Genomic DNA, 24,820 nt, shown 5'->3' on the forward strand with positions numbered 1-24,820 from the left:
ATGCGCGCGGACCGGGACGACGACAGGGGGCAGGTGGCGGTGGAGTTCCTGGGAATGGTGCCGCTGATCCTGCTCACGCTGGCGCTGCTGTGGCAGGTGGTCCTGGTCGGGTACACGTACACGCTTGCGGGGAACGCGGCGGACGAGGCGGCGCGGGCCGGGGCCGTCGGTGACGACTGCGGTGAGGCCGCGCGGCGTCACCTGGACGGCGCCTGGCTGGACGGCGCCGAGGTGAGCTGCCCGCCGGGCGACGGGATGGTGAACGCGGTGGTCACGCTCCAGGTCCCCGTCCTGGTCCCGGGCGTGGGAGGCCTCTTCCACGTGAAGGGCAAGGCGGGCGCCGTCGACGAGAGGGGCCGCACGCCATGAGAAGCGATTCCCGCGACGGGAGGCGCGACCGGGGCCAGGCCGCCATCGAGTACCTCGGCTTCCTCCCGATCCTGCTCATCGTGGGGCTGGCGGGCCTGCAGCTCGGGGTCGCGGCGTACGCGGCCCAGCAGGCGGGCACGGCCGCGCGGGCGGCGGCGCGGGCGGCGAGCAGCGACGCGGAGGACGCGCCCACCGGACAGCAGGCCGGCTACGCGGCCGCCGACTGGGTCACCGGCGTGTCGGTCGACCCCGGCGGGGACGAGGTCGTCGCCACCGTCACCGTGCGCATCCCCTCGGTCGTCCCCTTCTGGAGCTTCGACGACATCACGAAGACCGCCACCATGCCGCTGCCCGAGACGCCCGACGAGGAGGACCTGCCATGAGCCTGCGTGCCCGGATCAACGCCCCCGAGGACAAGGGCGGCAGCGCGGCCGCGCGCGAGGACGGCCATCTCGTCGCCGCCTTCCGGGCCAAGCTCCTGGAGGAGATCGACCTCACCGAGATGTCCGCGCTCGCGGCGGCGGAGCGGCGGGCCCGACTGGAGCGCGTCCTCGGCCACATCATCAGCCGCGAGGGCCCGGTCCTCTCCACCGCCGAGCGGGCCCAGCTGATCCGCCGGGTCGTCGACGAGGCCCTCGGGCTCGGCGTGCTCGAACCGCTCCTCGAAGACGCCTCCATCACGGAGATCATGGTCAACGGCCCCGACCAGATCTTCATCGAGCGCGGCGGCCGCGTGGAGCTGCTCCCGCTCCGCTTCGCCTCGCACGAGCAGCTGATGCAGACCATCGAGCGGATCGTCTCCACCGTGAACCGCCGCGTCGACGAGTCGAACCCGATGGTCGACGCCCGGCTCCCCTCCGGCGAACGCGTGAACGTCATCATCCCGCCGCTCTCCCTCACGGGCGCGACCCTCACGATCCGCCGCTTCCCCCGCGCGTACACGCTCCACGAGATGATCGGCCTCGGCTCCCTCGACGAGCAGATGCTGCTCCTGCTGTCGGGACTGGTTCAAGCCAAGTTCAACCTGATCGTCTCCGGCGCGACCGGCACCGGGAAGACGACCCTCCTCAACGCCCTGTCCGGGCTCGTCCCCGAGGGCGAGCGGATCATCACCATCGAGGACTCGGCGGAACTCCAGCTCCAGCAGTCCCATGTGATCCGCCTGGAGGCCCGCCCGCCGAACATCGAGGGCCGCGGGGCCATCTCCATCCGTGACCTCGTCCGCAACTCCCTGCGCATGCGCCCCGACCGCATCATCGTCGGTGAGGTCCGCGGCGGCGAGACCCTCGACATGCTCCAGGCGATGTCCACCGGCCACGACGGCTCGCTCGCCACCGTCCACGCGAACTCGGCCGAGGACGCGCTGATGCGGCTCCAGACCCTCGCGTCGATGTCCGAGGTGAAGGTGCCGTTCGAGGCGCTGCGGGACCAGATCAACAGCGCGGTCGACGTCCTCGTACAGCTCACCCGGCATCCGGACGGCACCCGCCGCATCACCGAGATCGCGGTCCTCGCCTCGCACGGCCGGGAGAGGTTCCTGCTCGCCACGGTCTGCCGCTTCCAGGCGCAGCCGGTGGCGGCGGACGGGCGGGTGTACGGCAGGTTCACGTACCACCCGCTGCCCCGGCGCGTCGCCGAGCGCCTCTATCTGGCGGGCCAGCCCATCCCACAGGCCTTCGGCGTGGCCGCGACCGATGCCCACCTGGCGACCCGAGAGGCGGAGTGATGACACAGGCCGTGACAGCGATGACCGACGACCCGACATGGCGGCCGGGGGCCGGGGCGACGACGGACGACCCGACGTGGCGACCCGGGGGCGGCCTGACGGCCGAGGACCCGACGTGGCGGCCGGGGGAGCGGCGACGATGACGGATCCCTTCTGGCTGACGGTCGGCGTGACGCTGCTCGCGTGCGTGCTGGGCGTGGTCGGCGTCCAGGCGTACGCGAGCGGGGCACGCCGTCACGCGGCCCTCGTGGCCCGCCTGGACGAGAGCGGCGAACCGGAGGCCGTGACCGGCCGCCGCAGGCGCCGCTTCCGGGGCGTGGACCGGCGCGTACGGAAGACGGCGCTCGGCCGGAAGCTGGAGCTGCGGATCGCGGCGACGGGCCTCGACATCACGCCGGGCGAGTTCACGGTGGGCCTGGCGGCGACCGTGGCGGTCCTGTGGGTGGTGGGGCAGGCGGCGCTGTCGCCGTTCTTCGGCCCGATCTGCGGACTGCTCGGCGTCTGGGTGGCGATGGGCTTCCTCAACTGGCAGCGCCAGAAGCGCATCGAGCGGTTCATCAACCAACTCCCGGAACTCTCACGGATCCTGGCCAACGCGACCCAGGCCGGTCTGGCCCTCCGAATGGCACTGAGCCTGGCGGCCGACGAGCTGGAGGCGCCGGCGGGTGACGAGCTGGAGAAGGTGGCACAGCAGCTGGCGGTGGGAACGTCGCTGGACGACGCGCTGGGAGAACTGGCGGAACGCCTCCCGTCCCGCGAACTGGTGGTCCTCGTGACGACCCTCGTCCTGGCCAACAGGGCGGGCGGCACGGTCGTCTCCTCGCTGCGGAACCTCACGGAGACCCTGGAGGAACGCAAGGAGACCCGGCGCGAGGTCCGCACCCAGCTCTCGCAGGTGAGCATGACGGCGTACTCCGTCCCGGTGATCGGGGTCGGCTCGCTCCTGCTGATCGACAACATGCAGCCGGGCGCTCTGGACCGCATGACGGCCTCGGGCATCGGGCAGGCCGCGGTGGTGGCGGCGTTCGCGCTGTACGTGGTCGGTTTCGCCGCCATCCGCCGTTTCTCGAAGATCGACGTGTAGGGACAGCCGAAGTGGACCTCCTCCTGGCCCTGCTGGCCGGCCTGGCAGTAGCGGGCATCGCCTACGGCCTGCGCCTGTACCGCGCGGACGCGAAGCTCCCGGACGACCTCAGACTCGCCCTGGAGGTCGGCGCGACCCGGACGGGAGCGGTCGACTCGGCGGTGGACCGCCTCGGCATGCGCTGGTCGCCGGCCGTGCTCCGCCTGATGGGCCCGAAGCGCGTCAACGCGGTCCGCCGCCGGATCGACCTCGCGGGCAACCCCGGGGGCCTGACGATCGACCGGTACGGGGCGAGGCGGGCGGTCTACGGCTTCCTGGGCGGGCTCGGCGGCCTGGTGATGCTGAGCAAGGGCTCGTACGTGACGGCGCTGCTGCTCCTCGCCTTCGGCGCGTTCTGGACGGAGGTCGGGATCTGGTCGGCGGTCCGCATCCGCAAGGACCAGATCGAACGCACGCTGCCGGACTTCCTGGACGTCCTGGCGGTCGTGGTCAGCGCGGGGCTGGGCTTCCGGCAGGCGCTGGAGAGGGTGGCGGAGAAGTACGAGGGCCCGTGGGCGGACGAACTCCGCATCACGCTCCGCCAGATGGACATGGGCGTGAGCCGCCGGCAGGCGTTCGACGAGCTGCGCCGGCGCAACGACTCGGAGCAGGTGGCGCAGTTCGTGACGGCGCTGCAGCAGGGGGAGGAGCTGGGGGCCCCGATCGTGGACACCCTGATCCAGATCGCCAACGACATGCGGCGCACGGACGCCCAGAACGCCCGCCGCAAGGCCGCGAAGGCCGTCCCGAAGGCCACGATGGTGATCACGACCCTGATGGTCCCGGCGACGATGATCCTGCTGGGGGCGGGCCTGTTCCTGGGCACGGGAACGGACTTCGGGTCGGTGACGGGCGAATGAACCGTGCGGTTGCGCTGACATATTCGAGGCAAACGACTTCGCGGGCGCAACCCGATGTGCCAGAGTGCGGACAGAGTGTGAGGGGGTGGAGCTGATGGACCGGATCGCCGCGACCGGCTGCCTCGGCCCCACCCGATGAACGGGCCCTGTCCGCCGACCCGCCCGTCGGCGTACGGTGCCCAGGCGCAGGCGTCCGAACGCGGAGGGGACCACGATGAACGACGCGATGCTGAAGGCCCTGACGAAGGCCCGTGTGTGGTGGCTGGGCGACTGGGCAACCCGCCGGAGGGGGGACCGCGGGCAGACGGCGGTGGAGTATCTGGGGATCATTGTGGTGGTGGTGGCGATCGTGATCGCGATCACCGGCACGGACATCGGAAACTCCATCAAGAACGCCATCACTCAGAAGATCGCCGATCTGACAGGGAAGTAGGGCGGCGCAGATGGCGGAGCGATGACGGGCAGGCGTTTCCCGTCTACATCGCGGTCATTGCCGGGCTCCTGTTTCTGGCGTTCGCCTACTTCTTGGTGGGGCAAGCTGCGCTGACGCGGAACAGCGCCCAGACCGCTGCGGACGCGGCGGCTCTCGCAGCGGCTCAGGATGCCCGGGAGCAGCTGCGAGACGGCTGGATCGAGGTGCTCCTCGATCCGGGGCAGTGGAACAGGTTCCTTCAGAGCATGGCAAACATCGATGACGCCTCCGCGTGTCAGCAGGCAGAGGAGTTTGCGGCTCGGAACATGGCGGCACTCACGGGCAGCAAGTGTGTTCCTCTCGCTACCGGGGAGCATGGCTTCAAGGTGACAGTAAGCACGACAGGCCAAGAGCCGCGTGACGCTACGGCTTCTGCTGAAGCCGTGCTTGAACCGCGTTGCAGGTTCGACGAGCCGGAACCCCCTCCGGATCCACCGGAGTCCCCCCAGGGGCCGACACCGACGGACCCCGGGGAAGGTGGCGAACAGCCGGACGACGGCAAGTCCGTGGTCAGCCTTGATTGCGATGGCGAGCCATGGTTGATCGATCCCGAAAGCCCGCGCCTCCCCGGTGCCGCAGATCTCTTCAGCGTCCGACTGTCAGAGTGACCCGCGACGAGCAAAGGAAGCACGCTTCATGAACGCGCGCTACGCAAGGAAGACCCGTAGAGGGGTGGTTGCAGCAGCGATCGCGTCCGTGGCACTTCTCGTGGCCGGCTGCGGCGCTGAAGAGAAGCCCCCTACGGACAAGCCCACTTCGACGACGGTGGCTCCGCCGAAGGGAGGGGCCTCCACGCAGGGGTCGCAGGCGGCCGAGGAGCCGACGGAGACGCTTGCCGTCCTCAAGGGTAAGGACGGGGTTGAGCTTGACGTCACCGCTGCCGAGAGGGACGCAGGCGGGTTCCTCACCGTCAAGGGCGCGTTGAAGAACACTTCCTCGCGTTCAATCGCGCTCCCTGGCCAGATTCGCGGTGACGAGACAGAGGTCATGAAGCACGGCAACTCCTTGGGAGGGGCCACGCTCATCGACGCCGCTGGGAAGAAGCGCTATTACGTCCTTCGCGACACCGACGGCCGTCCATTGACGACCACCGGCCTTGACATCCTGCCCGCAGGGGAGACGGTCGCAGTGTTCCTGCAATTCCCCGCACCCCCCGCCTCCACCACCGAAGTAAGCTTCCAGCTTCCCACCTTCGAACCCGCCACCCTCAAGCTCTCCTGAGGCGACGCCATGACGACGACAAACCGCCGCCTCGCCGCTCTCGTGCTCGTCTGCGTCGCCCTGGGGCCGATCGCCGGGCCCGTCGCGTACGCCGACGACGGCCCCGGGCCCGCCGGGACCTCCTCGCCCGCGCCCGTCATCGATCCCACCTCGCCCGGTCTGATGCTCCCCGACGGCGCCACCCTCGCCCCCGCCAAGGTCCTCGACATCAAGCAGATCGTCGAGGAGGACGGCGGCCAGCAGCGCCGGCAGGACACCAACGTGGACGTGACGTTCGCGCTGCAGGCCGAGGTGCTGTTCCCCAAGAACAGCGCCAAGCTCTCGCCCGACGCCACCGCCCGCATCGCCGCCATCGCCGCCGAGATCAACAAGATGGGCTCCGGCCGCGTCCGGGTCTTCGGGTTCACCGACAACCTGGGCACGTACGAGCACGGGCTCAAGCTCTCCAAGGAGCGGGCCGTGGCCGTGCAGCAGGTGCTCGCGCGGGCCCTCGACCCGGGGACGAGTTTCGACATCCGCGGCTACAGCGAGGACTACCCGATCGCGGACAACCGCACCGAGGAAGGCCGCAAGAAGAACCGGCGCGTCGAGATCTCCTTCCCCCGGACCACGTCCTCGTCCACCACGCCGTGAGCGCCCGGCTCAATCGGGCAGGCTCAGTTCCAGCGCCGCCCTGATCGTCGCCGTCATCCGCTCCGGGTGCTGGAACACCTCCCGTGCCGTGAACCGCAGCACCCGGCGGACCTCCCGGCACGACTGGAGCGCGTTGAAGCGGGCGATGTCCCGTTCGTGGGCGCGGCGGGTGCCGTGGAAGGCGTAGCCCTCCACCTCGACCGCCAGGCCCGCGGTGCGGAAGAGGAAGTCCGGGCGCAGCGGGCGGCCGTCCGCCGTGAGGAGGGTCGGCTGGCACTCCGGGACCAGGCCCGTGTCGCCCATCCTCAGCCGGGCCACCGTCTCCGCCGGGGACCCCGACGCCGGTTCCGCGAGGCGCAGCCAGGCGCGGGCGCGGGCCGCTCCCCGGCGGGGTGCGGCGAGTTCGGCGGCCAGGTCGTCGTACCGGACCAGGGGCTCGCGGCGTACCCCTTCCACCACCCGCCGGGAGAGCGCGGAGTCCGCGACGACCACCGCCTCCTCCCGGGTGGCGGATGCCCGTATCAGGTCGCCGACCGTCCGCGTCGGGGTCGTCGTCCGGAGGCCCCGTCTGAGGGACCTGTCCCCGTCCGTCAGGTACGTCGTCGTGTGGATCCGTATCTCCGCGCCGCGCGAGGCTCCCGTCCTGCCCGGTGCCGTGAAGTCGAGGTGCCGGGAGGGGGACTCCAGCACCTCGATGCGGTGGAGTCGCGCCGCCGTCCCGTGGCTGCACACCAGCTCCGGGCGCAGGAGCTGGACGGCCGCCGCCCTCAGCCGCCAGTCCACCTCTCTCCCCGGGGCCGCCCACGCGCCCCGGCAGATCCGCTGCCAGCCGTCGCGGCGCAGTCGTCCGGCCAGCCGGCCCGGCGGCCAGCCCGCCGCGACCGCCCAGACCGTCAGGAGGACCCCGCCCCTGGCGAGGATCGCCAACTCGTACATACGCCCAACGATCCACGGAAGAGGGACACTTCGCACCCCTTGTGGAAAACCCGGCGAAAGACGTCGCCAGGAAAGCGTAAATCCGACGGGACATCCCCCTTCGGCGGGAGCATTCTGGACAGATGACGGCGACCCCGGGCGTGAACCCGAACACCGCTCCGAGCGTGCAGTTGGTCAGTGATCTCGTGACCCGGATCCCGGAGTTCCGAGGGGTGTACGAGACCCATGTCTTCCATCAGGGCGGTGTCCTGCCGCACGTGTTCTTCTGGGACGTCGTCCAGGACACCGTCCGTTCCTTCCTCGGCGAGGCCCCCGGCGCCGCCGACTGGCGCCGCACGCTCGACTTCCTGGAGGAGCAGAGCGCGCGCGGTGTCCTCGGCATCGACGAGGTCATCGTCACCTCCTTCCTCGGTGACCTGCCCTCGCCCCAGGAGCCCGGGCACGCCATCGTCGAGCAGCTCGGTCCGGTCATGGCCGCGAAGTTCGTCCGCATAAGGCCCCTCGGCTGAGCCTTCCGCAGTCCCCGGGATAATCGGGTGCATGTCCCTGACCAGGCCCGATCCGAGCAAGCCCGGCCCGCCCCGACCCGGTCTTCCCCGTCCCGACCGTCCCACCCTCGCCGCCCTCGGCGGGTACGCCGCCGCCCGCGTCGTCGGGCTCGTCGTCCTCGCCGTCGCGGCCGGCGTCACCGGGAAGGACGGGCTGCACCGGCTCAAGGGGCGCTGGGACTCCGTCTGGTACGTGCGGATCGCCGAGCACGGGTACGGATACCAGGTCACCCTGCCCAACGGTGACGTCCATTCCGACCTCGCCTTCTTCCCGCTCCTTCCCGCCCTGGAGCGCGGCCTCTCCGCCGTCCTCCCCGTCGACGCCGCCACCGCCGGGCTCCTCGTCTCCTGGACCGCCGGTCTCGCCGCCGCCTGGGGGATCCACCGGTGCGGTGCCCATGTCTTCGGCGGAAGAGCGGGTGTCCTCCTCGCCGTCCTCTGGGGCGTCTACCCCACCGCCTTCGTCCAGTCGATGGCGTACACGGAGACGCTGTTCACGGCCCTCGCCGCCTGGTCGCTGTACGCGGTGCTCCGCGGGCGCTGGATCCTCGCCGGTGTCCTGTGCGCCGCCGCCGGGCTCACCCGGCCGACGGCCGCCGCGCTGATCGCCGCCCTCGTCATCACGGCCCTCGTCACCCTCGTACGGGAACGGCGGCTGCCCCCGCGGACGGTCGCCGGGGTGCTGATCGCCCCGCTGGGCTGGCTCGCGTACGTCGCCTACGTGGCGGTCCGCGAGGGGAGCCCGACCGCGTACTTCGGTGTCCAGGCCGCCTGGGGCAACTCCATCGACGGCGGTGTCGCCCTCGCCCGCTTCATCGCCGGGCTGCCCTGGCCCGCCGCCCTCGGGCTGTGCGCGGCGCTCGCGCTCCTCGGGTGGCTGATCGTCCTGTGCGTGCGGCAGCGGCAGCCGCTGCCGCTGCTCGTGTACACGATCGGCGTCGTGTTCGTCTCCCTCGTCGGCGCCGCCTACTTCGGTTCCCGGCCGCGCCTGATGATGCCGGCGTTCGGGCTGCTGCTGGCGCCCGCCGTGGGCCTCGCGCGCGTGCGGACCCGTATCGCCGTGCCCGTCCTCGCCGGGCTCGCCCTCGCCTCCGGTGTCTACGGGGCGTTCACGCTGCTCGGGTCGGGGCCTCCGTGAGGTCCACGCGCACGCGTACCCCCGGTTCCAGCCCCCACCCGGCCATCGCGCCCGCCTCCGCCTCCAGGACGTGCCGGCCGCGCGGCCGGATCATCCCGAGCCGCCCCGGGCGCATCGTCACCACGGACCGGACCGTGAACGAGCCGTCCAGATAGGCCACGTCGATCGGGAAGCGCATGCCGAAGGTGTGCACGCTGTTCGTCCGGGTGATCAGCAGCGCCCCCGCGATGCCGTCCCGGCCCAGCAGTCCCCGTCGTCGTGCCCGGTACGAGGCCGCCACCTCCAGCGGGATCTCCACGGCGCCCAGCGCCAACGTCCCCGTCCCGTCCGCCCATTTCCCCATGCGGCAGACCGTAGCGGTCCGGGCGCCTAGGGTCTCGTCCGTGTACGTCACGCTGATCGCCGTCGCCGCCCTGTGGGGGGCCGCCGTCGGGCTGCTCGTGCCCCGGGCCGCGTACCGGCTCTCCGTCGAGCCGGAGGAGCCGTGGCGGGACCGCTGCCCCGCCGGGCACGTCCTCGTCGGGCCCGGGCGCGGCTGGCTCGGCGGGCCCGGGCGGCAGGCCTGCGCGACCACCGCGAGCCCGCTCCTCGCGCCGCTGCTCACCGCCCTCGCCTGCGCCGCGCTCGCCGCCGCGACCGGCGGGCCCCGGCCCGAGCTCGCGGTCTGGCTGCTCGGTGCGCCCCTCGCCGTGCTCCTCGCCTGCGTGGACGCGCGCGTGTACCGGCTTCCAGACGCCCTGACGCTGCCGCTCGCCGTCGCCGTACCGCTGCTCCTCGGCGTCGCCGAACTCCTTCCGTACGACGCCGGATCCTGGATCCACGCGCTGCTCGGCGGGCTCGTCCTCGGCGGGGCCTACCTGCTGCTGTTCCGGATCAACCCGAGCCAGCTCGGCCTCGGCGACGTGAAACTGGCGGTCCCGCTGGGTGCGGCCCTCGGCTGGTACGGCTGGGGGGTGCTCTTCGCCGGGGCCTTCGCCGGCTTCCTCCTCGGCGCGGTGTACGGCCTCGGCCTCGTCCTGCTGCGCCGCGCCGACCGCTCCTCGGCGATCCCCTTCGGCCCCTTCATGCTCGGCGGCGGCCTGCTCGGCCTCCTCCTCGGCGCGTTCACCGCCCTCCCCTGAAGGCCCGCCCCTACCATCGCCGCACATGCGGACAATTGCCACCCATCCACCCGTACAAGACAGAGCGCTCGCGCGCACCGCCGCCTGGTACCGCAGCCCCGCGCTCATCCCCTGGGTCTGGGCCGCCGGGCTCTTCCTCCTCTACTCGGCCGTCGCCGTGCGCCGCCACCAGCTCCTGCGCACCACCGGCTACGACCTCGGCATCTTCGAGCAGGCCGTCCGCGCCTACGCCGAACTCCGGGCGCCCGTCGCCCCCTTGCGCGGCGAGGGCTTCAACCTCCTCGGCGACCACTTCCATCCCCTGCTCGCCGTCCTCGCCCCCCTCTACCGGCTCTGGCCCTCCCCGCTCTGCCTGCTCCTCGCCCAGTCCGCGCTGCTCGCCGTCGCCGTCGTCCCCCTCGCCCGCCGCGCCGGTGGCGTGCTCGGGACCGCCGCCGCCCACACCGTCGCCGCCGGTTACGGGCTGAGCTGGGGCATCGCCTCCGCCGCCGCCTTCGACTTCCACGAGGTCGCGCTCGCCGTCCCGCTGCTCTCCTTCTCCCTGGAGGCGCTCGCCCGGCGCCGCTGGGGGCAGGCGGTCGCCTGGGCGGCGCCGCTGCTGCTCGTGAAGGAGGACCTGGGGTTCACGCTCGCCGCCGTCGGCGCGTACATCGCGATCAAGGGGCCCCGCCGTCTCGGGCTGGTCACCGTGGCGGCGGGTGTGCTCGGCTCGGTCCTGGAGGTCGAGGTCCTGCTGCCCGCCTTCAACGCAGGAGGCGGATACGCGCACGGCGGCAACCTCGCCGACGCGCACGGCTCCCTGCTCTCCACCCTCGCCCACGCGCCGCTCGACATGCTCCGTCCCGAGGTCAAGGCGGTCACCCTGATCCTGGTCTTCGCCCCGTCCGCGCTCCTCGCGCTCCGCTCACCGCTCGCCCTGACCGCCGTCCCCACCCTCGGCTGGCGGCTGCTCTCCGAGAACGGCTTCCACTGGGGGACGGCGTTCCACTACAGCGCGATCCTCATGCCGGTCGTGTTCGCCGGTCTCGTCGACGTGCTCGGCCGGAGGGACCCGGACCGGCGTGAGCTGCGGGCCGTCCTCACGACGGTGCTCGTCGTGACGGCCGTCCTGCTGCCGTCCTTCCCCCTCGCCCAGCTCGCCCAGCGGGCCACCTGGCACACCACGCCGCACGTGCGGGCGGCCCGCGCGCTGCTCGCCCGCATCCCCGACGGCGCCACCGTCGCCGCCTCCAACCGGCTCGCGCCGCAGCTCACCGCGCGCTGCACGGTGGTCCTCTTCCCGACGTTCCCGGTGGGCGGCGAGCTCTACCGCTACGACGCCGCGCGCCTCCCGGCGCCGACCGCCGCGTGGATCGTCCACGACGAGCGGGCGCCCGAGGCCTGGCCGTACCCCTCGGGCCACTGGCCCTACCCCCTGGAGCGGCAGCGGGCCGAGCTGGAGGCCGCGACCCGGACGTACGGCTACGAGGTCGTCGCCCGCCGTGACGGCATCACCCTGCTGCACCGGCGGCCGGACGCCTGACCTGCCGGAAAGCCGTCCCGCGGAGCCCCTCGCGTCAACGCCGCGCCCTTCGGCGGCGGTCCCTCTTCGGGGGGACGGAACTCCGCCGCCACGCCGGGGCGCAAACCCGCCACGGGGCCCCGGACCCCTTGTGCCGCCTGGGATCCGGCCCATCCGGCGCGGTTCGTTCGGCGCACGTGGCGCGCAACACGACTATCGAAGGGTTATGGTGGAAACCCCCCCTCGGGCCGGTCCGTATCCCCCCCACGGACCGGCCCGTTTTTTGTGCTCGGGCTCCCCTCCGGGGTGCGTCAGCCCCGGCCGGCCCAGATGTTCGTGCCCTCGGTGTCGACGGCGAAGGAGTCGATCTCCTTCAGCTCCTCCTCCGACAGCGGCGCCCCGTGCAGGGCCGCCACGTTCTCCTCCAGCTGGGCGACGCTGGACGCGCCGATCAGCGCCGAGGTCATCCGCTCGTCCCGCAGCACCCAGGACAGCGCCAGCTGGGCGAGGGACTGCCCGCGCCGCTCGGCGATGTCCGCGAGGCCGCGCAGCCGGCGCAGCACCTCGTCGGAGAGCAGGTTCGGGTCGAGGGACTTGCCCTGGGTGGCCCGCGAGCCCTCCGGGATGCCCTTCAGGTACTTGTTGGTGAGCAGCCCCTGCGCCAGCGGCACGAAGGAGATGCAGCCCATGCCGGCCGCCTCCAGGGTGTCGAGGAGGGCGTCCTCCTCGGTCCACCGGTTGATCATGGAGTACGAGGGCTGGTGGATCAGGGCCGGGACGCCCATGTCCTTGAGGATCCCGGCCGCCTCGGCGGTCTGCTCGCTGTTGTACGAGGAGACGCCGACGTACAGCGCCTTGCCCTGCTGGACGGCGGAGGCCAGGGCCCCCATCGTCTCCTCCAGCGGGGTGTGCGGGTCGAAACGGTGCGAGTAGAAGATGTCGACGTAGTCGAGGCCCATCCGGTTCAGGGAGGCGTCGAGCGAGGACAGCAGGTACTTGCGCGAGCCCCACTCGCCGTACGGCCCGGGGTGCATCTCGTAGCCGGCCTTGGTCGAGATGATCAGCTCGTCGCGGTAGGGCGCGAAGTCCTGGGCGAAGAGCTTGCCGAAGTTCAGCTCGGCGGAGCCGGGCGGCGGCCCGTAATTGTTCGCCAGGTCGAAGTGGGTGACGCCGAGGTCGAAGGCGCGGCGCAGGATCGCGCGCTGGGTGTCGAGGGCCTTGTCGTCGCCGAAGTTGTGCCAGAGGCCGAGCGAGATCGCCGGGAGCTTGAGTCCGCTGCGGCCGGTGCGGCGGTACTCCATGGAGTCGTAACGGTCCGCGGAGGCGCGGTACAGGGGGGAATCAGTCACGTATCTCTGCTTATCACGGACTTGTGACAGTCCCGGGCTGGGAGCCCGTCGCCCGTCCGCAGTAGTGTGGCGGCTTCGGGGGCCGACACTGCATGGAGGGGTAAAGAACAGTGAACCTGCGCGACCTGGTGTACGGGCTCTACGCACGCCGGGTGGAAGGCCGCCTCGACCACACCCAGGTGCCCAAGCACATCGGGGTCATCCTCGACGGGAACCGTCGCTGGGCCAAGGCGTCCGGCGGGACCCCCGAGCAGGGACACAAGGCCGGTGCGGACAAGATCCAGGAGCTGCTCGGCTGGTGCGCCGAGACGGACGTCGAGGTCGTCACGCTCTGGATGCTCTCCACGGACAACCTGAACCGCCCCGAGGAGCAGCTCGTCCCGCTGCTCGGCATCATCGAGAACGCGGTGCGCGCGCTGGCCGCCGACGGCCGCTGGCGGGTCCACCACGTCGGCACGATGGATCTGCTGCCCGCTCGTACGCAGACGGTGCTGAAGGAGGCCGAGCAGGCCACCCACGGCAACACCGGGATACTCGTGAACGTCGCCGTGGGCTACGGCGGACGGCAGGAGATCGCGGACGCGGTCCGCTCGCTGCTCCTGGAGCACGCGGAGCGGGGGACGAGCTTCGAGGAGCTCGCCGAGATCGTGGACGTCGAGCACATCTCGGAGCACCTGTACACGCGCGGCCAGCCCGACCCGGACCTGGTGATCCGTACCAGCGGGGAGCAGCGGCTCTCCGGGTTCATGCTGTGGCAGAGCGCCCACTCCGAGTACTACTTCTGCGAGGTCCACTGGCCGGCCTTCCGCAAGGTCGACTTCCTGCGGGCGCTGCGGGACTACGCGGCGCGGCACCGGCGCTACGGCACCTGACCGACTTCGGAGCCCCATCCGGACATTCCCGGTCGGAATCGATCACCTGGTGTTCATGAACACGTCGTCATATGCCATGGCATGGCAAGGCGTGTTCGAGGGCATATCCCCAGTGAAGTGAGCGGCACGGAGACCGCCACCCGGGAGGCCCCTTGCACCAGGACGACCGTGCGGAACACGTACGGGAGAAGCGGAGGGCCGAGGTTCGGCCCGCGCAGCGCGGCCTGAGCCCGGTCCCATTCCGCAGCGACACCGGTTCCGTCGCACCCCGACCTCACAGGGGTCTTCAGAGGGGGTCTGTCCTTCCGTGGTGACCAGCACGAAGCGCCGCCTTTCCGACCGGCGCACCTATGTTCTCGACACCAGCGTCCTGCTGGCCGACCCCAACGCCGTCTCGCGCTTCGAGGAGCACGAGGTGGTGCTCCCGATCGTCGTCGTGACGGAGCTGGAGGCCAAGCGGCACCATCCCGAACTCGGCTACTTCGCCCGGCAGGCGCTGCGCCTGCTCGACGACTTCCGGGTCCGGTACGGACGCCTGGACGCCCCGCTCCCCATCGGGGACCTGGGCGGCACCCTGCGTGTCGAACTCAACCATTCCGACCCCGGCGTCCTGCCCGCCGGCTACAGGTTGGGGGACAACGACTCACGGATCCTCGCGGTCGCGCGCAACCTCCAGGCGGAGGGGTACGACGTCACGGTCGTCTCCAAGGACCTGCCGCTGCGCATCAAGGCCTCCTCGGTCGGGCTCCTCGCCGAGGAGTACCGGGCCGAGCTCGCCATCACGGACACCAACGGCTGGACCGGGATGTCCGAGCTGGCGCTCTCCGGGGAGCAGGTCGACCTGCTCTTCGAGCAGAACACGCTGTACGTGCCGGAGGCCGCCGAGCTTCCGGTCCACACGGGCCTGGTGCTCCAGTCCGAGCGCGGCAAGGCGCTCGGCCGGGTCACCGCCGAGGGGAACGTACGACTGGTCCGCGGCGACCGGGAGGCCTTCGGGCTGCACGGCCGCAGCGCCGAGCAGCGGATCGCGCTCGACCTGCTGCTCGACCCGGACGTCGGCATCATCTCCATGGGCGGCCGGGCCGGCACCGGCAAGTCCGCGCTCGCGCTCTGCGCGGGCCTGGAGGCGGTCCTGGAGCGCCGGCAGCACCAGAAGGTGATGGTCTTCCGTCCGCTGTACGCGGTCGGCGGCCAGGAGCTCGGGTACCTGCCGGGCAGCGAGTCCGAGAAGATGAGCCCGTGGGCCCAGGCCGTCTTCGACACGCTGTCCTCGGTCGCGGGCCGGGAGGTCATCGAGGAGGTGCTCGGCCGCGGGATGCTGGAGGTCCTTCCGCTCACCCACATCCGGGGCCGCTCCCTCCACGACGCCTTCGTCATCGTGGACGAGGCCCAGTCCCTGGAGCGGAACGTCCTGTTGACCGTTCTGTCCCGTATCGGGGCGAATTCGCGGGTCGTCCTGACTCATGATGTCGCCCAGCGCGACAACCTCCGGGTCGGCCGGTACGACGGAGTCGTCGCCGTGGTCGAGAAGTTGAAGGGCCATCCGCTCTTCGCCCACGTCACGCTCACCCGCTCCGAGCGCTCGCAGATCGCCGCGCTCGTGACGGAGATGCTGGAGGACAATCAGCTCTGACCGATTAGTACCCGTCTGTACGGGTAAGGCAGTTGGCGCCGCCCGGCGAAGCGCAGGAGCTTAGCCGGGCGGCGCCCTGCTGTCCCGTGGATCCGTCAAAACACCTGCGCCCACCGAGGTGTGAGCTTTCACACGCAACACGGAATTGCCTTGCGGCCTCGCCGTCCGGCAGAGTCTTGCTTCCGTCAGGCCCCGCATACGGCACACGTGCACCCTCAGGGGTGCGCACAGCACCACACAACTCCACAGCCGTCGTCGTATGCCGCCCACAGCACCACGGGCCCGTGTCTTCTGTGACCCCGTACGTCGGAGACCAGTGCCAGGGGCAAGATTTCGCCCGCGTGGTCACCTGTGCGGGCGTGCTGGAAGGAAACCGTGTGAGCCGGATCTCGGTCCGGGGATTCGCGGTGGCTTCGGCCACTGCGGTCACCACTGTCGGCGCCATCGCCGGTGTTGCCACGGGCAACGCCGCGCAGCCCTCGGGCGACAACTTCGAGGCCACCGCTGCGGACACCTCGCTGCTCGCGGACATCCCCGCGGGAGAGCAGGCCCAGGTACAGGTCTCGTCCCTCGCGGAGCAGGCCGACGTCCAGGCCGCCGCCGCCGACGCCGCCGCGAAGAAGTCCGCGGAGGAGTCCGCCCGCATCCGCGCGGCCAAGGACGCCGAGGCGAAGAAGGAGGCCGCCGACAAGGAGGCCGCCGAGGCCAAGGCCGAGAAGGAGCGCAAGGAGGCCGAGGAGCGCGCCAACCGTTCCTCCATCCGCAGCGCCAGCACCTTCGCCACGCAGGGCTCCTACAGCGTCGCCGAGGTCAAGGCGATGGCCCGGCAGATGATGTCGTCCGACCAGTTCTCGTGCTTCAGCAACATCGTGGACCACGAGTCCGGCTGGAACTACCGCGCGACCAACCCGTCCTCGGGTGCCTACGGTCTCGTGCAGGCCCTGCCCGGCTCCAAGATGTCCACGGCCGGCGCCGACTGGCAGACCAACCCGGCCACCCAGATCAAGTGGGGCCTCAACTACATGGACAGCCGCTACGGCAGCCCGTGCGGTGCCTGGTCCTTCTGGCAGGCCAACCGCTGGTACTAGACCCAGCGCGCTCAACCTCCGGGAGCCCCTCGCCGTCCTACGGTGAGGGGCTTCTTGCGTGTAGGTTCGCGAGAAGACGGAGCGGGCGGCGGGGGGAAGAGGAAAGAGATGTCCGGAGTGCCAGGCTGGCTGGGCCGGCTGGGCGAGAGCCTGAGCCGCATGGGAGAACGACTCGACGAGCGCCGGGCCGAGGCGGAGCGGGAAGACCCGCTCGGACCGCCGTACGGCCACGACGTCCCGTACGAGGCCGCGCCCGCGGCTCCCGTACGGCCCGACGTCGACCCCGACACCGCCGCGCCGCTCCCGGAGCCCGAGGCCGCCGCGGCGGCCGACGCCCCCGCCGAGCAGGGCCGTTCCGTCCCCGCACCCCCCTCGTACGCACCGGCCGTCGCCGCCCGGCCCGACCCCGTCGCCGCCATCCCCTGGGGCATGCGCGTGGCCGCCGAGGCGGGCTGGCGACTGCTCGTCCTGGCCGGCACGGTCTGGGTGCTGATGAAGGTGATCAGCTCCGTGCAGCTGGTCGTCCTCGCCTTCGTCGCCGCGCTCCTCGTCACCGCGCTGCTCCAGCCCACCGTCGCCATGCTGCGCCGCAAGGGGCTGCCCCGCGGGCTCGCCACCGCCGTCACGGCCGTCTCCGGCTTCGTCGTGATGGGCCTGGTCGGCTGGTTCGTGGTCTGGCAGGTCATGGACAACATCGACAACCTGTCCGACCGCGTCAAGGACGGCATCGAGGAACTCAAGCACTGGCTGCTCGACAGCCCGTTCCACGTCACCGAGCAGCAGATCAACGACATCGCCAAGAACCTCAGCGAGGCCATCGGCGCCAACGCCGAGCAGATCACCTCCGCCGGACTCCAGGGCGTCACCGTCATCGTGGAGGCCATGACCGGCATCCTGCTCGCCATGTTCTGCACCCTCTTCCTGCTCTACGACGGGAAGAAGGTCTGGGAGTGGACGCTCAAGCTGGTGCCCGCCCAGGCCCGGCCCGGCGTCGCCGGCGCGGGCCCCCGCGCCTGGCGCACCCTCACCGCCTACGTCCGCGGCACCGTCCTCGTCGCCCTCATCGACGCCGTCTTCATCGGCCTCGGACTGTGGTTCCTCGACGTGCCGATGGCGGTGCCGCTGGCCGTCTTCATCTTCCTGTTCGCCTTCATCCCGCTGGTCGGCGCGGTCATCTCCGGCGCCCTCGCCTGTGTCGTCGCCCTCGTCACCAACGGCGTGTTCACCGCCCTCATGGTGCTCGTCGTCGTGCTCGCCGTGCAGCAGATCGAAGGCCACGTCCTCCAGCCGTTCATCCTCGGCCGGGCCGTCCGCGTCCACCCGCTCGCCGTCGTCCTCGCCGTCGCCGCCGGCGGCCTCACCGCCGGGATCGGCGGCGCCGTCGTCGCCGTACCGCTGGTCGCCGTCCTCAACACGGTGGTCGGCTACCTGCGCGCGTACACCACCGAACAGGCCCTCCGCAGCACCCCCGAGCCGCGCGGGGCGACGGCCTTCGCCGTGGCGCCGGTCCCGGCGCCGGGCGCCGTCGAGGGGGAGGCCACGTGATATCCGAGCCCGAGCTGGTCGGCGGCGCGGAGTTCGACGACCCCGAGATACTCACCGAGGCGCCGCCGCCGCGCCCGCCCCGGGCCCGGCGCCCCTGGCTGTGGGCGCTCGGCGGCGCGGTCCTCGCCTCGGCCGTGTGGGGCGGCGGGCTCTACGCGTACGGGCAGAAGAAGGAGCCGGGCCCGGACCTCGGCGGCTACACCGCGGAGGTGAAGCTCTGCGAGGTGGCGAAGCTGAAGGCGCTCGGCGGGATCCTCGGCAAGCGGAGCCAGGACGGCGTCGGGCCCGAGATGGACGATCCGTCGGTGTACGAGACGTCCTGCCAGATGACCTTCGGCGATCCGGACGCCGGGTACAGCGCCTCCCTCACGTACACCCTGCACAAGGTGACCGACCCGGGGCCCGAGTTCATGGCCCGGTCGAAGTACTACGACCTCACCACGCCGGTCGGCGGTCTCGGGGAGCAGGCCTTCTTCGACGGCCGCGGCGGCGAGGGCGGGGACCTCAGGATCCTCGACGGGCAGGCCGAGATCGCGCTCAACATCTACCGGCAGTACTCGACCGACGCGCAGGGGCGCCCGCTCGGGGAGGGCAAGGAGATCGACCTCTCCGGCATCGACGTCCCCATGACCCAGGACATGCTGGCCGTCCTGGCGCAGCTGAAGAAATGACGGAAGGGCCCCGGGGCGCGAAGCCCCGGGGCCCTTCTCGTACCGCTCGTACGGCCGTGCCTACTCGGCGAGGACCGCTTCCGCGTCGAGGGTGACGCCGACCGCCTGGATCACCGCGGCGATCTTCACGGCCTCCTGGATCGTGGCGCGGTCGACACCGGCCTGGCGCAGGACCTGCTCGTGCGAGTCCAGGCACTGGCCGCAGCCGTTGATCGCGGAGACGGCCAGCGACCAGAGCTCGAAGTCGACCTTCTCGACGCCCGGGTTGCCGATGACGTTCATCCGCAGGCCGGCGCGCATCGTCCCGTACTCGGGGTCCGACAGCAGGTGCCGGGTCCGGTAGAAGACGTTGTTCATCGCCATGATCGCGGCGGCGGACTTGGCGGCCTGGTACGCCTCGGGCTTCAGGTTGGCCTGGGCCTCGGGCTCCAGCTCCTTGAGCACCTTCGGCGAGCGCGAGGCGATCGCGCAGGCGAGGACGGTGCCCCACAGCTGCTGCTGCGGCAGGTCGCTGTTACCGATGACCGAACCGAGGTTCAGCTTCAGGTCCTTGGCGAAGTCCGGTATGGCGGACTTCAGTTCGTCGAGAGCCATGTCGGATCGCCCTTACTCGCCGGCGAGGAGGGCGGCGGCGTCGAGGGTGCCCTCGCCCTTGTTCCAGTTGCACGGGCAGAGCTCGTCGGTCTGCAGGGCGTCGAGGACCCGCAGGACCTCCTTGGGGTTACGGCCGACGGAGCCGGCGGTCACCATCGTGAACTGGATCTCGTTGTTCGGGTCGACGATGAAGACGGCGCGCTGGGCGAAGCCGTCCTCGCCGCGGACGCCGCAGTCGCTCATGAGCTCGTGCTTCGAGTCGGCCAGCATCGGGAAGGGCAGGTCACGCAGGTCGGCGTGGTCCTTGCGCCAGGCGTGGTGGACGAACTCGGAGTCGCCGGAGACGCCGAGGATCTGGGCGTCGCGGTCGGCGAACTCGTCGTTCAGCTTGCCGAACGCGGCGATCTCGGTCGGGCAGACGAAGGTGAAGTCCTTCGGCCAGAAGAACACCACGCGCCACTTGCCCTCGTAGGACTTGTGGTCGATCTGCGCGAACTCCTTGCCGCTCTCCAGCGACACGCAGGCGGTCAGGTCGTAGGTGGGGAACTTGTCACCGACAGTGAGCACGCGCTCTCCTTGCAGGGTGGAAGGTGCCCTTTTGGGGTCTTCCGTGAGGGGTTGGACGGCTCACAGCATGGCACGGAGTGCATTGATCAGTGAAATAGCTAGAGTGGGTCGTGTTGATCGAAGGTGGTTATCAGTGGCATCCCCGTACAGCACCCCGCACGGCCCGCACCGAGGCAAGCAGCCGAGCCTCTCGCAGCTCAGAGCGTTCGCGGCGGTCGCCGAGCATCTGCACTTCCGCGATGCGGCGGCCGCCATCGGCATGAGCCAGCCCGCGCTCTCGGGCGCGGTTTCGGCTCTCGAAGAGGCACTCGGTGTCCAGCTTCTTGAGCGTACGACGCGGAAGGTGCTGCTCTCGCCCGCGGGGGAGCGGCTCGCGGTCCGCGCCCGGACGGTCCTCGACGCGGTGGCGGAGCTCATGGAGGAGGCGGAGGCCGCCCAGGCCCCCTTCACCGGGGTCCTCCGGCTCGGCGTGATCCCGACCGTCGCGCCGTATCTGCTGCCCACCGTCCTGCGGCTCGTCCACCGCCGCTACCCCGAGCTCGACCTCCAGGTCCACGAGGAGCAGACCTCCTCGCTCCTGGAGGGGCTCGGCGCCGGGCGGCTCGACCTGCTGCTGCTCGCCGTGCCGCTCGGCGTGCCCGGTGTCGCCGAACTCCCCCTCTTCGACGAGGACTTCGTCCTGGTCACCCCCGAGGGGCATCCGCTGGCCGGGCGCGACGACATCCCGCGCGAGGCCCTCAAGGAGCTCCGGCTGCTGCTCCTCGACGAGGGGCACTGCCTGCGCGACCAGGCCCTCGACATCTGCCGGGAGGCCGGGCGCACCGACGGTGCCGAGGTCACCACCACCGCCGCCGGGCTCGCCACCCTGGTCCAGCTCGTCGCCGGCGGCCTCGGGGTGACCCTGCTGCCGCGCACCGCCGTGACCGTCGAGACCGCCCGTAACACCGCCCTGTGGACCGGGAGGTTCGCCGAACCGGCGCCCTCGCGGCGGATCGCCCTCGCGATGCGGACGGGCGCGGCCCGGCACGCCGAGTTCGAGGAGCTGGCGGCAGCCCTGCGCGGGGCGATGAAGGGACTTCCCGTACGGGTGCTGGGCGCCTGACCCCGTACGGGTGAGGGGCGCCGGTTCCTGGCACCCCCCGGTGTCAGGAGCCGACGCCCCTCTCGTACATGCGAACGGCGGGTTACTCCGTGCGCAGCCCGTCCGCCCGCATCAGCCGCCACAGCACGGGCATGCTCAGCAGCGTCACGACCGCGATGAGACCGAGGCCGATCCCGACCACGGGCAGGAAGACCCACCAGTCGTGCACCCGCTGACCGCCCATCCTCAGCAGGACCACCCCGAGGCCGAGGCCGCCCGCCACGGCGAGGGCGAGTCCGAGGAGGATCGGCACCGCCGTCTGCCAGAGCACCGACCAGCTCAGGGTCGAGCGCCGGGTGCCGAAGGCGACGAGCGAGGACAGCAGCCGCTTCCGGTCCCGCAGTTGCTCCAGGGTCGCGACCAGGAGCGAGGCCGCCACCAGGAGCATCGTCAGGGTGGAGCCGACGAGGATGCCGGTGCGGACGCTGGAGAACGCCGCGTCGCGCTCGGTGTCCTTCAGGGTGCGGACCCAGGACGTCGGATCGATGGCGTCCGCCGTGTTCCGCACGAGGTCGGCGGCGTCGGGCACGGCCGGGTCGAGCCGGACCATGGCCTGCGCGTCGGGCTCGTCGAGTTCGGCGGTGCCGATCGCCGACGGGGTGGCGAGGACGCCGTACTGGTACATGCCCGTCGGGTCGGGGCGGGCGTCCACGACCCTGGCGGCGGTGGGGATGCGCCACTCCGGCAGCGGGGTGCCCTTCGGGCGCTGCGGCGCGCTCGGGTGCGGATGCGGGTCGCGCAGGGCGACCGTGGCGCCGGGCCGGGCGGTCCTGGTGACGAGGGAGTCGTCCGGGTTGCCCTGCTTGCCGTGCGCGAGGAAGACGAACACGTCGCCGTCCGTGCAGGAGGGAAGCGTCGCGAACTCCCGGAGGGAGGCGCAGTCGCCGACCCGGAGCGAGGCCTGCGGGGAGAACTCCTCGCCGCCCTTCAGGGGGCCGGGCCGCCACACGCGCGACTCGACGATGCCGATCACGCCGGCGACGCCCTCGGTCCCGCGGAGGCGGTCGATCATCCCGCGGGCCTCCTCGGCGTTCTCGGCGTCGACGCCGATCGCGATCTGGGCGCGGGAGGTGTCCTCGCCGGTGGGGCTCGTGAAGTCGCTCTCCATCGCCTGGAAGAGCATCTGGAGGGCGATCGCCCCGGTCGCCGCGACGACGATCCCGCTGACCGCGCGGGCCGCCGTGCCGCTGCTCAGCTGGAGCCTGCGGACCGCCAGCTGCCAGGCCACGGGACCGGCGTGCAGCCGCTTCACGCCGGCCTCGACGAGCCACGGCAGCAGCGTGGTGAGGCCGATCAGGGCGAGTGTCGTGCCGAGCACGACGCTCACGCTGTCGATGCTCGTCTGGTTCGCGCGGATGTCGCCGATGAGCGGGACGAGGAAGGCGACGCCGGCCGCGATCAGCAGCAGTCGCCACCACAGCCGGCGGCGGCGCGGGGTGGAGGTGCGGACGACGCCGAGCGGTTCGATGGCCACCCCGCGCAGCGCGAAGAGGGTGACCACGACCGAGGCGACCGGGACGACGGCGAGGACGAGCACGGCGAGCGCGGTCATCGGGACGACGTCGCCGGGGTAGGCGTTGACGTCCCAGATGGTGAACGCCCCCGCGAACTGCCGGGCCACCGCGAAGAGTCCGAGGCCCACGAGCAGGCCGAGCAGCGCGCTCGCGAGGGATTCGCCGGCCGCGATCCGACGGGTCATGGCGGTGTCCGCGCCGATCAGCCGGAGTGCCGCGAGCCGCCGGTCGCGCTGCTCGCCGCCGAAGCGGACGGCGGTCGCGACGAAGACCAGTACGGGGAGGAGCAGGACGACGCAGGCGACGACGACGAGGAGGATCAGGAACGCGTTCATCGGTTCCTCGGGCACCGACCAGCCGTAGCGCGTGCCGCGCCCGTCGAGGTTGTCGGCGTCGAGGAAGCCGACGTGGGCGACGTACCGGAGTTCGGCGGGGCCGATGAGTCCGGCCGGGCCGATCGTTCCGGCGACCTCGTAGGGGAGCCGCTTCTTCAGGAGGGCGCCCTCGGGGGAGTCGAGCAGCTCGCCGAGCGCGGGGGAGACCAGCATCTCGCCGGTCCGGGGGAAGGCCGGGGCGCCCGGCGGGAGCGGGGGAGCGTCGCCCTCGGGGCGCAGCAGCAGTCCGCTGATGACGTCGTCCCGGTAGACGGTGGTCCGGCTCAGGTGGAGGAAGGAGTCGGGGCGGGGCGAGGTGACCTCCTCGCTGCCGTCGACGGCCCGGACCGACTCCCGCACCTCCCGCTGGAAGAGCATGTTCGGGAAGGAGGCGGCGAGCAGCAGGAGGGCCACGCCGAAGCCGACGCCGGTGGCGGTCAGTACGGTGCGGAGCAGGCCGGAGCGGCCGCCGGTGACCGCGAACCGGGCGCCGAGCGTCAGGTCGCGGGCCCAGGTGCCGAGGCTCATGCGGCCCACTCCGAGTCCCGTACCGAACCGTCCCGCACGACGACCTCGCGGTCGGAGTAGGCGGCGACCCGGGCCTCGTGGGTGACGAGGACGACGGCGGCGCCGGTGTCCCGGGAGGCGTCGGTGAGGAGCCGCATGACCCGCTCGCCGTTGAGGGAGTCGAGCGCGCCGGTCGGCTCGTCGGCGAAGATCACGCGCGGGGCGGTGACGAGGGCGCGGGCGACGGCGACGCGCTGGCCCTGGCCGCCGGATATCTCGCCGGGGCGCTTGCCGCCGATGCTGTCGACCTCCAGGCGGGCGAGCCACTCGGCGGCCCTGGCCTCGGCGGTCCTCCGCTTCTCGCCGTTGAGGCGGAGCGGGAGGGCGACGTTCTCGACGCAGGTCAGCTCGGGGACGAGCTGGCCGAACTGGAAGACGAAGCCGAAGTCGGTGCGGCGCAGGGAGCTGCGGGCCCCGTCGGAGAGCGCGGTGAGCTCGCGTCCGTCGTAGGTGATGGTGCCGGCGTCGGGGCGCACGATGCCGGCCAGGCAGTGCAGGAGGGTCGACTTGCCGGAGCCGGAGGGGCCCATGACGGCGACGACCTCGCCGGCCCGGAGGGCGAAGTCGGCGCCCGCGAGCGCCGGGGTCGGGCCGTAGGCCTTGTCCAGTCCTGTGGCGCGCAGGAGGGGGGTGGAGCTCATCGGCGGATCTCCTCGGCGAGCGCGTCGAGGCGGGCGGCGGTCAGTTCGAGCCAGCGCAGGTCCGCTTCCAGGTGGAAGAGGGCGTGGTCGCAGATGAGCTGGTCGGCGAGGTCGCCGTCCCGCTTGCGCCGGGTGAGCTCGCGCATCAGACGGAGGTGCTCGGCGCGCTGGGTGTCGAGGAGCTCGGCGGCGCCGCGGCCGGTGAGCAGGGCCAGGACGACCTTGGTGTAGAGCGTGGACTGAAGGTACGGCTCCGGCTTCTCGGGGGTGGCGAGCCACTGGGCGACATCGGTGATGCCGGCCTCGGTGATCGCGTACCGCTTCCGCTCCGGGCCGCCGCCGGCCTCGATGCCGTCGACGACGACCAGGCCGTTCTTCAGGAGCCGGGACATCGTCGAGTAGACCTGGCCGTAGTGGAGCGGCCGGTCCTGGCCGAACTTCTCGTCGAAGGCGCGCTTGAGGTCGTAGCCGTGGCGCGGGCCGGACTCCAGGAGTCCGAGGAGGGTGTGACCGATGGACATGGCACCACTCTACACGGGGTGTATACGCACGATGTATAGCCCGACCCCACTGTGTCGGTCACTAAGCGGAACTGGGCCTTCACGCAACCATCCGC

26 protein-coding genes and 1 pseudogene are annotated in these 24,820 nt (G+C 71.7%); 19 read left to right on the top strand and 8 right to left on the bottom strand.

Annotated elements, in window-relative coordinates; all coding sequences use genetic code 11:
* From AB5J54_RS25460 to AB5J54_RS25500, 9 genes and pseudogenes are all read left to right on the top strand, one after another.
* Entirely contained in the window at window positions 1-369 is a 369-nt protein-coding gene (locus tag AB5J54_RS25460; RefSeq protein ID WP_369146220.1) for a TadE/TadG family type IV pilus assembly protein, read from the top strand.
* Complete coding sequence (locus AB5J54_RS25465; protein ID WP_369146221.1) at window positions 366-752, top strand: TadE/TadG family type IV pilus assembly protein; 387 nt, start codon at window positions 366-368, stop codon at window positions 750-752. The genes AB5J54_RS25460 and AB5J54_RS25465 overlap by 4 nt, the downstream gene beginning before the upstream one ends.
* The gene (locus tag AB5J54_RS25470) at window positions 749-2,095 is read left to right on the top strand and encodes a CpaF family protein (protein WP_369146222.1); all 1,347 of its coding nucleotides are present in this window, start codon (window positions 749-751) and stop codon (window positions 2,093-2,095) included. Before AB5J54_RS25465 ends, AB5J54_RS25470 begins: the two co-directional genes overlap by 4 nt.
* A gap of 139 nt (window positions 2,096-2,234) precedes the next feature.
* On the top strand, window positions 2,235-3,179 hold the full coding sequence (locus AB5J54_RS25475; protein ID WP_369146223.1) for a type II secretion system F family protein: 945 nt from the start codon (window positions 2,235-2,237) through the stop codon (window positions 3,177-3,179).
* Window positions 3,180-3,190: 11 nt separating this feature from the next.
* Window positions 3,191-4,078 (top strand): DUF5936 domain-containing protein, encoded by an 888-nt coding sequence (locus AB5J54_RS25480; RefSeq protein WP_369146224.1) that lies wholly within the window; start codon window positions 3,191-3,193, stop codon window positions 4,076-4,078.
* 214 nt (window positions 4,079-4,292) lie between these two features.
* On the top strand, window positions 4,293-4,511 hold the full coding sequence (locus tag AB5J54_RS25485; RefSeq protein ID WP_369146225.1) for a Flp family type IVb pilin: 219 nt from the start codon (window positions 4,293-4,295) through the stop codon (window positions 4,509-4,511).
* Window positions 4,512-4,549: 38 nt separating this feature from the next.
* Window positions 4,550-5,158 (top strand): annotated as a pseudogene (locus tag AB5J54_RS25490) (pilus assembly protein TadG-related protein); the annotation flags it as partial.
* Between the two features lie 28 nt (window positions 5,159-5,186).
* Window positions 5,187-5,771, top strand: a complete 585-nt coding sequence (locus AB5J54_RS25495) for a hypothetical protein (protein WP_369146226.1) — start codon at window positions 5,187-5,189, stop codon at window positions 5,769-5,771.
* 9 nt (window positions 5,772-5,780) lie between these two features.
* A complete protein-coding gene (locus AB5J54_RS25500; RefSeq protein WP_369146227.1) occupies window positions 5,781-6,404 on the top strand; it encodes an OmpA family protein in 624 nt (207 codons plus the stop codon).
* A gap of 9 nt (window positions 6,405-6,413) precedes the next feature.
* Here AB5J54_RS25500 and AB5J54_RS25505 read toward each other — a convergent pair whose 3' ends face one another.
* Entirely contained in the window at window positions 6,414-7,340 is a 927-nt protein-coding gene (locus AB5J54_RS25505) for a hypothetical protein (RefSeq protein ID WP_369146228.1), read from the bottom strand.
* A gap of 122 nt (window positions 7,341-7,462) precedes the next feature.
* Here AB5J54_RS25505 and AB5J54_RS25510 point away from each other — a divergent pair, with 122 nt between their 5' ends.
* Both AB5J54_RS25510 and AB5J54_RS25515 read left to right on the top strand, forming a co-directional pair.
* Window positions 7,463-7,849 carry a hypothetical protein gene (locus tag AB5J54_RS25510; RefSeq protein ID WP_369146230.1) on the top strand — a complete coding sequence of 129 codons (387 nt, stop codon included), beginning with the start codon at window positions 7,463-7,465 and terminating at the stop codon, window positions 7,847-7,849.
* Window positions 7,850-7,880: 31 nt separating this feature from the next.
* Window positions 7,881-9,026, top strand: coding sequence for a hypothetical protein (locus tag AB5J54_RS25515; RefSeq protein WP_369146231.1), 1,146 nt, complete (start codon window positions 7,881-7,883; stop codon window positions 9,024-9,026).
* On the opposite strand, the gene AB5J54_RS25520 is transcribed toward AB5J54_RS25515, so the two are convergent.
* Window positions 8,998-9,369 (bottom strand): DUF192 domain-containing protein, encoded by a 372-nt coding sequence (locus AB5J54_RS25520; protein WP_369146232.1) that lies wholly within the window; start codon window positions 9,367-9,369, stop codon window positions 8,998-9,000. The two genes, AB5J54_RS25515 and AB5J54_RS25520, sit on opposite strands and share 29 nt — an antisense overlap.
* A gap of 40 nt (window positions 9,370-9,409) precedes the next feature.
* Between AB5J54_RS25520 and AB5J54_RS25525 the strand changes: the two genes are divergently transcribed.
* Both AB5J54_RS25525 and AB5J54_RS25530 read left to right on the top strand, forming a co-directional pair.
* Window positions 9,410-10,147, top strand: coding sequence for a prepilin peptidase (locus AB5J54_RS25525; protein WP_369146233.1), 738 nt, complete (start codon window positions 9,410-9,412; stop codon window positions 10,145-10,147).
* A gap of 25 nt (window positions 10,148-10,172) precedes the next feature.
* The gene (locus AB5J54_RS25530; RefSeq protein WP_369146234.1) at window positions 10,173-11,669 is read left to right on the top strand and encodes a DUF2079 domain-containing protein; all 1,497 of its coding nucleotides are present in this window, start codon (window positions 10,173-10,175) and stop codon (window positions 11,667-11,669) included.
* Window positions 11,670-11,959: 290 nt separating this feature from the next.
* On the opposite strand, the gene mgrA is transcribed toward AB5J54_RS25530, so the two are convergent.
* Complete coding sequence (gene mgrA / locus AB5J54_RS25535; protein WP_369146235.1) at window positions 11,960-12,997, bottom strand: L-glyceraldehyde 3-phosphate reductase; 1,038 nt, start codon at window positions 12,995-12,997, stop codon at window positions 11,960-11,962.
* 110 nt (window positions 12,998-13,107) lie between these two features.
* Between mgrA and AB5J54_RS25540 the strand changes: the two genes are divergently transcribed.
* From AB5J54_RS25540 to AB5J54_RS25560, 5 genes are all read left to right on the top strand, one after another.
* The gene (locus AB5J54_RS25540; protein ID WP_189800121.1) at window positions 13,108-13,869 is read left to right on the top strand and encodes an isoprenyl transferase; all 762 of its coding nucleotides are present in this window, start codon (window positions 13,108-13,110) and stop codon (window positions 13,867-13,869) included.
* Window positions 13,870-14,176: 307 nt separating this feature from the next.
* On the top strand, window positions 14,177-15,502 hold the full coding sequence (locus AB5J54_RS25545) for a PhoH family protein (RefSeq protein ID WP_369146236.1): 1,326 nt from the start codon (window positions 14,177-14,179) through the stop codon (window positions 15,500-15,502).
* 377 nt (window positions 15,503-15,879) lie between these two features.
* Window positions 15,880-16,590 (top strand): transglycosylase SLT domain-containing protein, encoded by a 711-nt coding sequence (locus AB5J54_RS25550; protein WP_369146237.1) that lies wholly within the window; start codon window positions 15,880-15,882, stop codon window positions 16,588-16,590.
* Window positions 16,591-16,698: 108 nt separating this feature from the next.
* On the top strand, window positions 16,699-18,135 hold the full coding sequence (locus AB5J54_RS25555; protein WP_369146238.1) for an AI-2E family transporter: 1,437 nt from the start codon (window positions 16,699-16,701) through the stop codon (window positions 18,133-18,135).
* Window positions 18,132-18,806 (top strand): hypothetical protein, encoded by a 675-nt coding sequence (locus AB5J54_RS25560; protein WP_369146239.1) that lies wholly within the window; start codon window positions 18,132-18,134, stop codon window positions 18,804-18,806. The genes AB5J54_RS25555 and AB5J54_RS25560 overlap by 4 nt, the downstream gene beginning before the upstream one ends.
* A gap of 60 nt (window positions 18,807-18,866) precedes the next feature.
* On the opposite strand, the gene AB5J54_RS25565 is transcribed toward AB5J54_RS25560, so the two are convergent.
* Together AB5J54_RS25565 and AB5J54_RS25570 are read right to left on the bottom strand one after the other, a co-directional pair.
* The gene (locus AB5J54_RS25565; protein ID WP_030222466.1) at window positions 18,867-19,400 is read right to left on the bottom strand and encodes an alkyl hydroperoxide reductase; all 534 of its coding nucleotides are present in this window, start codon (window positions 19,398-19,400) and stop codon (window positions 18,867-18,869) included.
* A 12-nt stretch (window positions 19,401-19,412) separates the two neighbouring features.
* Window positions 19,413-19,967, bottom strand: coding sequence for a peroxiredoxin (locus AB5J54_RS25570; RefSeq protein WP_369146240.1), 555 nt, complete (start codon window positions 19,965-19,967; stop codon window positions 19,413-19,415).
* A 133-nt stretch (window positions 19,968-20,100) separates the two neighbouring features.
* Here AB5J54_RS25570 and AB5J54_RS25575 point away from each other — a divergent pair, with 133 nt between their 5' ends.
* Window positions 20,101-21,069 (top strand): hydrogen peroxide-inducible genes activator, encoded by a 969-nt coding sequence (locus AB5J54_RS25575; protein WP_369146241.1) that lies wholly within the window; start codon window positions 20,101-20,103, stop codon window positions 21,067-21,069.
* 82 nt (window positions 21,070-21,151) lie between these two features.
* Here the strand turns inward: AB5J54_RS25575 and AB5J54_RS25580 are convergent, their stop codons facing one another.
* The 3 genes from AB5J54_RS25580 to AB5J54_RS25590 are packed head-to-tail and all read right to left on the bottom strand — an operon-like array spanning window position 21,152 to window position 24,725.
* Window positions 21,152-23,524 carry an FtsX-like permease family protein gene (locus AB5J54_RS25580; RefSeq protein WP_369146242.1) on the bottom strand — a complete coding sequence of 791 codons (2,373 nt, stop codon included), beginning with the start codon at window positions 23,522-23,524 and terminating at the stop codon, window positions 21,152-21,154.
* Window positions 23,521-24,204 carry an ABC transporter ATP-binding protein gene (locus AB5J54_RS25585; RefSeq protein ID WP_369146244.1) on the bottom strand — a complete coding sequence of 228 codons (684 nt, stop codon included), beginning with the start codon at window positions 24,202-24,204 and terminating at the stop codon, window positions 23,521-23,523. The genes AB5J54_RS25580 and AB5J54_RS25585 overlap by 4 nt, the downstream gene beginning before the upstream one ends.
* Complete coding sequence (locus AB5J54_RS25590) at window positions 24,201-24,725, bottom strand: PadR family transcriptional regulator (RefSeq protein WP_225799388.1); 525 nt, start codon at window positions 24,723-24,725, stop codon at window positions 24,201-24,203. Before AB5J54_RS25590 ends, AB5J54_RS25585 begins: the two co-directional genes overlap by 4 nt.
* Window positions 24,726-24,820: the final 95 nt, after the last annotated feature.

It is taken from the genome of Streptomyces sp. R44, assembly GCF_041053105.1.
In the GTDB taxonomy this organism is placed as follows: domain Bacteria; phylum Actinomycetota; class Actinomycetes; order Streptomycetales; family Streptomycetaceae; genus Streptomyces.